Below are 7739 nucleotides of genomic sequence, written 5' to 3' on the forward strand. Positions count from 1 at the left end.
GATGCCCGAAATTGTGCACTGGAACCCGAAGCGGTGGGGACGACACGGCAAGGGGCCGGTCTCACGATGGGTCCCGAGCCGAAAGGGGTTCAACAACTTCGGCGACCTCCTGGGGCCCCTGATCGTGCGTCGCCTGCACGACCAACTCTCACTCGGGCGACAGATCGGTAAGAGCCCTCGCCTGCTCGCGGTCGGTTCGATCATGCGCCTCGGGCACGCCGGCGATGTCGTCTGGGGCTCGGGCATCAACGGCAAATCGGTTGACTTCGCTCAGTTTCCGGTCATGGACGTGCGCGCCGTCAGGGGGCCTCTGACCGCGGAGGTGCTGCGCTCGTTCGGCAACGAGGTGCCGAACGTCTTCGGCGATCCGGCACTGCTGATCCCCCGCCTATGGAGCGACGAGGAACTGGGGATCCGGCGAGGCACAGGCGGAGTCGTCCTCATGCCGAACTACAACGATGCGCGGAGCTGGCCGTCCTCCGCGGTCGACCCGCGGGGAAACCCGCTCGAGAAGATCCGAATCCTCGCTTCGGCAGAACGCGTTGTGGCGAGCTCCTTGCACGCGATCGTTATCGCCGAGGCCTACAACGTTCCGGCCGTGCTGGTGACGTCTTCGAAGGAGCGCCCCTTCAAGTACGAGGATTACTACGAAGGAACGGGCCGTCGGATGCCGGTTCCCTCAGACAGCTGGGAGGCGGGCTTGGAGGCCGAAGCCGCCCCGCCCCTGACCGAATGGGATCCTGAGGCGCTCCTCGCGGCCTTCCCCGCCGATCTTTGGCGGGCTCGGGGGGCGACCAAGTGAGCTCGCGTCCCACGGTTTACGCCTGGATCACCGGTGAGCGGACGAACGTCGGTGATTCGCTGCTGCGTCGGCCCTACATCGCCGCATTGAGCCTCATCGGCCCCTTGCACCTGTGGATCAACAAGAGCACTCCGGACTTCCTGACGAATCTCGCACTGCCGACCGAGACCGATCTCCACCGCCGGTTCGCGTCGTGGTACGTCCGACTCCTCGCGAGTGCGGTCCGGAGACGCACCGTGCTCGTCCTCAATGCGGGCGAGTTCCGTGTGCGCCCCAGCGGGGCGGCACTGTTGGCGCTCCTCCTCATCGCCGCCCAGCTCGTACGGCTGCGCGGCGGTGCGACGATCTGGGTGGGCGTTTCCGTCCCGCAGTCCGAGCGGAAGCTCTTGTCGATCCCCTACCGATGGGCCGGTCGCAACCTCGATTACGTCCAGTGGCGCGAACCTCGGTCGGTCCAGACTTCAGCCCGACGGGCGGTGGGCCCCGATTGGGGCTTCGCGGAGGGCTCACCGACCGCGAACTGGGATGACGCGCTGCGTCCCCTCTGCGCCTTCGTGCTCCGCGGCGACCGCGCCCTCCCCAGCGATGAATGGTTCAGATGGGCGCGCGACCTCTGCGCCGACCTCGGGCTACGCCCCGTGGTCGTCGTGCAGGTGCGACAGGACACCGATCGGGCCCACGAGGTCGCGGCCGTGCTGGAGGCGCAAGTGATCGAATGGGACCCGGCCTCGGATCACGTCAGCCAGGAGCTCCGAATCCGGGAGGTCTATCGCGAGAGCTTGCTCGTTGTCGGCGATCGACTGCACGGACTGGTCATCGGGGCGACAGAGGGAGCCGTTCCACTCGGATGGGTCGAGTCGTCCAGAGGAAAGATCGATACGCACTTCACTGCCGTGGGATTGGCATACCCCGGCGCAAGCGAGGGCCGCACCGCAGCAGAGCTTCGACGCGTGACCACGTCAGACATCACGAACTGGCGCGATGAACTGGTCTCGGCGATCGAGGAGGCGCGCCGCAGCATCCGTCACACTCAGCGTGCCTTGTCTTCTTTGGCGACGGCGCAGTCTCCCGCCGAACTCGCCCCGCTCCGGCGGCCATAACAGCCGCTCGTCGGTCTACTCCGAAGCGTCAGCGGCGACGGGCAATGTCCCGGGTCTCGCGAAACGCCGCGGAGTAGGCCGCGCCGACGAGCTGCCAATCGCGCCGATCGAGCTTCGGCGCTGACGATCGCGACCCCGATCGAACCGTGGCAAGTGCAGCATCCAGTCCCGCGGCGTCCAGGTCGCCGTGGTAGCGGATGACCCAACCGGGCCCCACTTCTTCGTCCAAGGCACGGGTGGACGGGGTGTCTGGGACGAGGACGGGTCGATCGAGCGAAAGCGCCACGAGCATCATCCCGGAATTGTGGAGCTCACGGTAGGGCAGGCACACCAGTTCGGCAGAACGGATCTCCCCGACGAAGTCTTCGTCGGGGACGAACTCGAGACGGGCCGACAAGCGCGTCGGGTCTGCGGCTACCTTCTCTTCGATGAGACCCCGGAACTCCGGCGTCGGCTTCCCCACGACACGCAATGAGGCATCGGAGGCATTTATCCCGTCGAACGCATCGAGAAGTGTCTCCACACCCTTGTACGGGCGAATGAGACCGGCGTACAGGAGGCGCCCGCGCTGAGCGTCCGGCTTCTCATGGTTGGCGAAACGGTCACGGTAGTGGCCGTGAGGAATGTACGTGGAGTTCGACCGCGCCTCCGTCGTCGTGTTGATGGTGACGTACTCGTCTGTGGCATCGTCGAGACGTCGGAGTGAACGCTGCACGACGGGTGTGACCCCATCGTGCGGCTCGAGATTGTGCAGCGTTCGGAGAATACCGATACGACGCCAGCGGAGCGCCCGAACCCAGAGGTCGAACACCAGACACTTCGCGCGTTCGAGAAGCGTGATCCTGTGCCGCAGGATCATCTCCGGCCAGTGAAAATGCACGACGTCGTAGTTCATCCGCGCCATCTTGAGCGGGGAGATGTACGAGAACTCGATGTCATCGTCGGCGAACTCGACCACCTGATCGATGTACCGAGTCGTTCCGTCCGGCGGGTTCACAACCTCGAGCACGCGCAGCTTTTCAGGAGGCATGGGAAAGTCCTGTCGTTCGTATGCGCGCACGGCCCGGCCGGGCCGGTGCGGAAAGTTGTCTGTCGCCCTCAGAACGAGCACGTTGAGCGCTGACCAGGTACCCGATTGCGAACAAGAGGAGCACGAGGAACTGCCCCCTGATCAACCCCCAACCGGTCGTGGCGATGACCACGATTCCGGGGGATCCCGCAATCAGCGCCAGCGCATAGCTGCGGGTGGGGGAACTCCTGCCGACGTTGCGAATCGAGTAGACGACCGCCGCCACCAACGGAACCAGGAAGAGCGCGAAGCTGAGTATTCCGACTTCGGCTATCGCCAGAAGAACCGCGGAGTGCACCGGCAAGCCGCCAGCGGTGAGCAGATCGTATTGCCCGACGTAGTTCAGGTAGTTGTTCGTTCCGACCCCCAACCAGGGCGTCTCGGAGATCTGACGGAGCGCTGTCTCGGTCAAGATCGGACGAGATCCGCCGTCGGGGTCGTACTCGTTGCGCAAGACCAGGGTGTCGATGATCGGAAACGCCAGCACGATTGCGACCGCGGGAATCAGAATTCGCTTCGCGAGGGTGATTCCGGCGCCCAGCAACAGCCAGATCGCCAGCAGGGCCGCAATGGCGACCGTGTTGGCGCGACTGTAACTCAGCCCGGTCAGCAGGGCGGCAACCACAATGGTGGCGATCGCTACTCGCCGCGCGAGACGGTCGGCTGACCGGGTCACCGGCAACAGGATCAAGATGAGGCAGAACATGATCTTGCCGACATTCCCCGACGCACCGGCGAGGCCGCTGACGCGCGCAACTTCTGATGCGCCGACCTCAATCGACCTCACTGCGCGTCCGCCGAACAGTTGAAGCGCGACGACCGCTCCGTGCCACCCCACAACGACGGCGATTGCGAGGGCGATCAGCCTCTCAGTGGGCCGGTGGGAGCGGTGCGAGGCTTCGGCGATCGCGCCGCCAACCCCCCACGCAGCCACCGCGCTCGCCCACTGAACCATGCCACTGACGGTGTGCGGAGCCACGAGGTCGCGGGCCACGGTGAGAACGACGACAGCGATGAGGAAGAGGAAGAAGACAGGAGGTGTGTTCCGCAAGGCCTGCGTGGGCAACGCGATGAGAGCCCCGACAAGAGCGAGGTGGTAGGTGGTGAAGGTGATCGTGGGAGCGGCCATGGCCGCGATGGTCGTCGGCTCGCCCCACGACATCAGCGTGATGGGTGCGAGCGCGCAGCCGCCCAGCATCGCCAATACCGCCGCCGATGCGCCGCCCTTGAAGTGCCACACAGCGACGAACCCAACGACGGCCGCAGCGATCAGGAGTCCTATCGGCACGCGGCCCACCCCATCAACGGCTCCCGGCGATGGTTGTCCGGCACGGGGAGATCCCCCTCCGGAGAGGACGCGAAGGCCGACCCGCGGGGCACGCTCACGATGGCGCGCCCCTTCGTGCTCGCGTCATCAGACCTTCGAAGCGGGACCGCGGGACGACTCCCGCGAGGCCCAGGGCGAGCGGGCCGACAGCGGGAAATCGACGTTTGCGGCGAACGGCCCTCAAGACTTCGGATACCCCGCTCTGCGACCGTGCGTTGAGGGCGTATCGGAGAGTCTGGCCGATGAGAAAATCGACATAGACCGCGTCATCGGTCAATGTTTCGTCGGCCCATGACTTCGACGCCTGCCAATCGGCCCCCGATGAGATCGACCGCGCCGAGCCGGTCTGAATGCGCGCGACAACCTCGGGGGCGTGCGCGAACGTGACACCGTTCACCTCGCCGACGCGAACGAGCCAGTCCCAGTCCTGGTGACGAGGGAGGTCTTCTCGCCACGGCACCTCTCTCGCCAGAGCGCCGCTGCACAGCAGTGTCGACGTGTACATGGACGCTCTCCCGACCGTGGGACGCCGGCGGCGGAAAAGATAGGCATCGACCGGTTCGCCCGGTGCAATGAGGTGATCGGGACCCGGGCGGGAGGAGGCCCCGGTCTTCTCGGCGGTGTGGACATGGCGTCCGCTGACGACGACCCGGCTCGGGTCTGCCGCCGAATCGAGGATCTTCATCTGATCCGACAGCTTCGACGGAAGCCACTCATCGTCGTCATCGAGGAAGGTCACATATTCGCCGGAGGTCGCGTCGACTCCCGCGTTTCTCGCATGGCCACCCCGCCGCCCTCCCCCGGTCCAGAGCACGCGATCGGCGTCCAACCCGTCGGTGGCGGACTGATCGCGATGGTCGTTGACCACCACTACCTCTACGTCGAAACCACGCTGTGCCCTCACGCTCCGAATCGCCCTCACGATCTCGGGCCGGCCGATCGTGGGAATGACCACGGAGACAGACGTCCGGGTCATTCGGAACCACGCTCGGAATCGCAGCCATTCCGCGGGCAGCTGCGCGGGCCCGTAGGGCGGGGAGGTCTCGTTTTCAACATCCTCAAGCTCTCGTTCCATGCGTGCACTGCGGGGGTAACGGCTGAGACGACGCGCTCACCCTAACAGTCCACTATTTCGGGGCGGAGACGGAATCACACTCACCCGATCCCCACTGCCTCCTCGATCCGGTCAGCCAGCGACGGGCCGATCGTTCGGGAGTAGGAGGCCGTCAGATGGTGCTGGTCCCGATACACGATCGTGTTCCCGATCACCATCGGACAGCTGTCCAGCACGCAGTACAGGTCATCCGTCTCGACGAGGTGCGCGCGCGGCTCCAACTCCACGGCTGTCGCCATGGAGTCAGGGCGCTCGTAGGCCTGGTCCTTGTCGATGGTGCAGGCGTCGCCCCGCAACGCGCTCTCCGGATGCTCGATGACGCAGTCGGTCATCTCATCGGGAACCAGCGGGTTGTCGGCTACAGCAACGACTGCTGTGCCTCCGTCGATGACCGGCGACCATGCCTCGGCGCGCGCACTCGCCACGAGATCGGCTCGCTGGGCGGTCGTCTCACGACCGCGGAACGCGGTAGTCACGATGACGTCGTATTTCTCTTCGAGGAAGCGGTCTTGGAGAAGGACGCGGTACGCGGCGCATTGCGTGTCAAGATCCGCCGTCGTCCACGTGCATCCTCGGCCGATGTAGGTATCGAGGCGCCAATTCCGCTCTTCCAAGAGGGGCAATAGCGCGGGAAGCAACATCGCCCCGTGAGAATCGCCGTTGATCGCCACGCGGAGGGCATCGTCTCTCTCCGAGCCGTACGAACAGGTGCGCATCGTGCCCTGCAAGGTTTCGGTGTTCGAGCACGCATACGCCCCGCCGTTGTCCTGCTTGAGAGAGGCAAGACCCGGTAGCAGCAGGTCACCGAGCCCGTCCCCTTCGCCGCAGGACGGGTCAGAGAGCGCCGCCGCTCCGACGCACTCTTCGTCTCCGGCCAGATACGCCTTGGTCGTCGCCTGCTCGGATATCCTCTCCGCCCGCGCGATTCCCCAACCTGCCAGCGGCAGGACCAGCGCGATCACCATCGCAGCCGCGGTCACGATGAGACTGACTCGGGGCTTCCGCTCGGTCAGAGCACGAATAGAGCGACCGGGGTCCTCTACGAACCGTTTCGTGAGTCCTGCGAGAAGAACCGAGATCGCGAGAAGTATCCAAGGATCCAAGGGGTTCAGCGGCCGGCCGAGTGCGTAGGGTGCGATCACGATCAACGGCCAGTGCCACAGATAGAGGGAGTACGAAACGTTACCGAGGTAGTGGACCGGGCGGAGGCGCGAAAGATGCGCCGGGGACCACACCTGTGCGGTCGTACCTGCCCAGATAACCGCTGCCGTCGCGAGCACCGGAAGAAGTGCGGTGTAGCCAGGAAACGGCACGGACGCGTTGTAGAAGAAGCCGGTGATGACAATGCCACCGACCCCTGCCCAGCCCAGAACTGCGCGCAGCGTCATCGACGCGATCGCGGGCAGGAAAGCGAGCAGCCCGCCGACTCCGAACTCCCACGCCCGAGTCGGCGTGACGAAGTACGCCATGGCGGGCTCGCGGATGGTCATGACGACAGAAATCCCGAACGAGACGACGGTCGTCACACCGAGCACGACCGCAATCGCCCGCCGCCGCGAGAACCGCTTCCCCGCGAACAGAATGGCGAGAAGGATCAGCAGAGGCCAGACGAGGTAGAACTGTTCCTCGACCGACAGCGACCAGTAGTGCTGCACCGGAGAAGCGTTGTTCTCGGCACCGAGATAGTCGACGGAGTCCACCGCGAGCAGCCAGTTCAGCACATAGACGATGGCGGCCGCCGACTGCATGAAGAAGTCTCGCCAGAACGTGATCGGAACGAACACCAGGGTGCCGATCGCGGCGACCACGATCACCAAGAGCGAGGCAGGAAGAAGACGTCTCGCTCTGCGCGCCCAGAAGGCGGTCAGCCGCACCCTGCCGGTCTTCTCCACCTCCCGGAGGAGATGCGCGGTGATGAGGAATCCGGAGATGACGAAGAAGACGTCGACGCCCGCGTAACCACCGGGAAGCACATCCGGCCACAGATGGTAGACGACGACGAGCATGACTGCGACAGCACGCAACCCCTGGATCTCGGGCCTGACACCCTGCTCGGGCGGACTCAACCAACGGCGCATATCGGGCCTCTCAGGCTCGGTAGCCCTGCCGGTGCGGAGCTTCCCGGGCAGCACTGGATCAGCGTGAACGTGCAATGCAAAACTAGCGGTTTCCGGGGCCATCAATGCAATCCGACCCGTATGCGTCGCGCGGGCTCACCGCTACCCTGAGCGCATGGCTTCTCACCCTCTCGATGACTTCTATGCCGTGATCCCTGCTGGGGGTATCGGTAGCCGGTTGTGGCCGCTCTCGCGCGCGGAGGCCCCGAA

Annotated in this window: 6 protein-coding genes; 2 read left to right on the plus strand and 4 right to left on the minus strand. The window is 65.2% G+C overall.

Annotated features, from left to right (window positions below; genetic code table 11):
* Nucleotide 1: 1 nt before the first annotated feature.
* Entirely contained in the window at nucleotides 2–802 is an 801-nt protein-coding gene (locus ACFXQA_RS14785) for a polysaccharide pyruvyl transferase family protein (RefSeq protein WP_394520646.1), read from the plus strand.
* Nucleotides 799–1902 (plus strand): hypothetical protein, encoded by a 1104-nt coding sequence (locus ACFXQA_RS14790; RefSeq protein ID WP_394520647.1) that lies wholly within the window; start codon nucleotides 799–801, stop codon nucleotides 1900–1902. The genes ACFXQA_RS14785 and ACFXQA_RS14790 overlap by 4 nt, the downstream gene beginning before the upstream one ends.
* 28 nt (nucleotides 1903–1930) lie before the next feature.
* Here ACFXQA_RS14790 and ACFXQA_RS14795 read toward each other — a convergent pair whose 3' ends face one another.
* The 4 genes from ACFXQA_RS14795 to ACFXQA_RS14810 form a co-directional block, all read right to left on the minus strand.
* On the minus strand, nucleotides 1931–2932 hold the full coding sequence (locus ACFXQA_RS14795) for a glycosyltransferase (RefSeq protein WP_394520648.1): 1002 nt from the start codon (nucleotides 2930–2932) through the stop codon (nucleotides 1931–1933).
* Nucleotides 2922–4259 carry an O-antigen ligase family protein gene (locus tag ACFXQA_RS14800; RefSeq protein ID WP_394520649.1) on the minus strand — a complete coding sequence of 446 codons (1338 nt, stop codon included), beginning with the start codon at nucleotides 4257–4259 and terminating at the stop codon, nucleotides 2922–2924. The genes ACFXQA_RS14795 and ACFXQA_RS14800 overlap by 11 nt, the downstream gene beginning before the upstream one ends.
* 94 nt (nucleotides 4260–4353) lie before the next feature.
* Nucleotides 4354–5274: a glycosyltransferase family 2 protein gene (locus ACFXQA_RS14805; protein WP_394520650.1), complete on the minus strand. Its 921-nt coding sequence runs from the start codon at nucleotides 5272–5274 to the stop codon at nucleotides 4354–4356.
* 179 nt (nucleotides 5275–5453) lie between these two features.
* Nucleotides 5454–7592 carry an acyltransferase family protein gene (locus ACFXQA_RS14810; RefSeq protein WP_394520651.1) on the minus strand — a complete coding sequence of 713 codons (2139 nt, stop codon included), beginning with the start codon at nucleotides 7590–7592 and terminating at the stop codon, nucleotides 5454–5456.
* Nucleotides 7593–7739: the final 147 nt, after the last annotated feature.

The sequence above is a fragment of the Microbacterium shimangi genome (assembly GCF_043556445.1).
GTDB lineage: Bacteria > Actinomycetota > Actinomycetes > Actinomycetales > Microbacteriaceae > Microbacterium.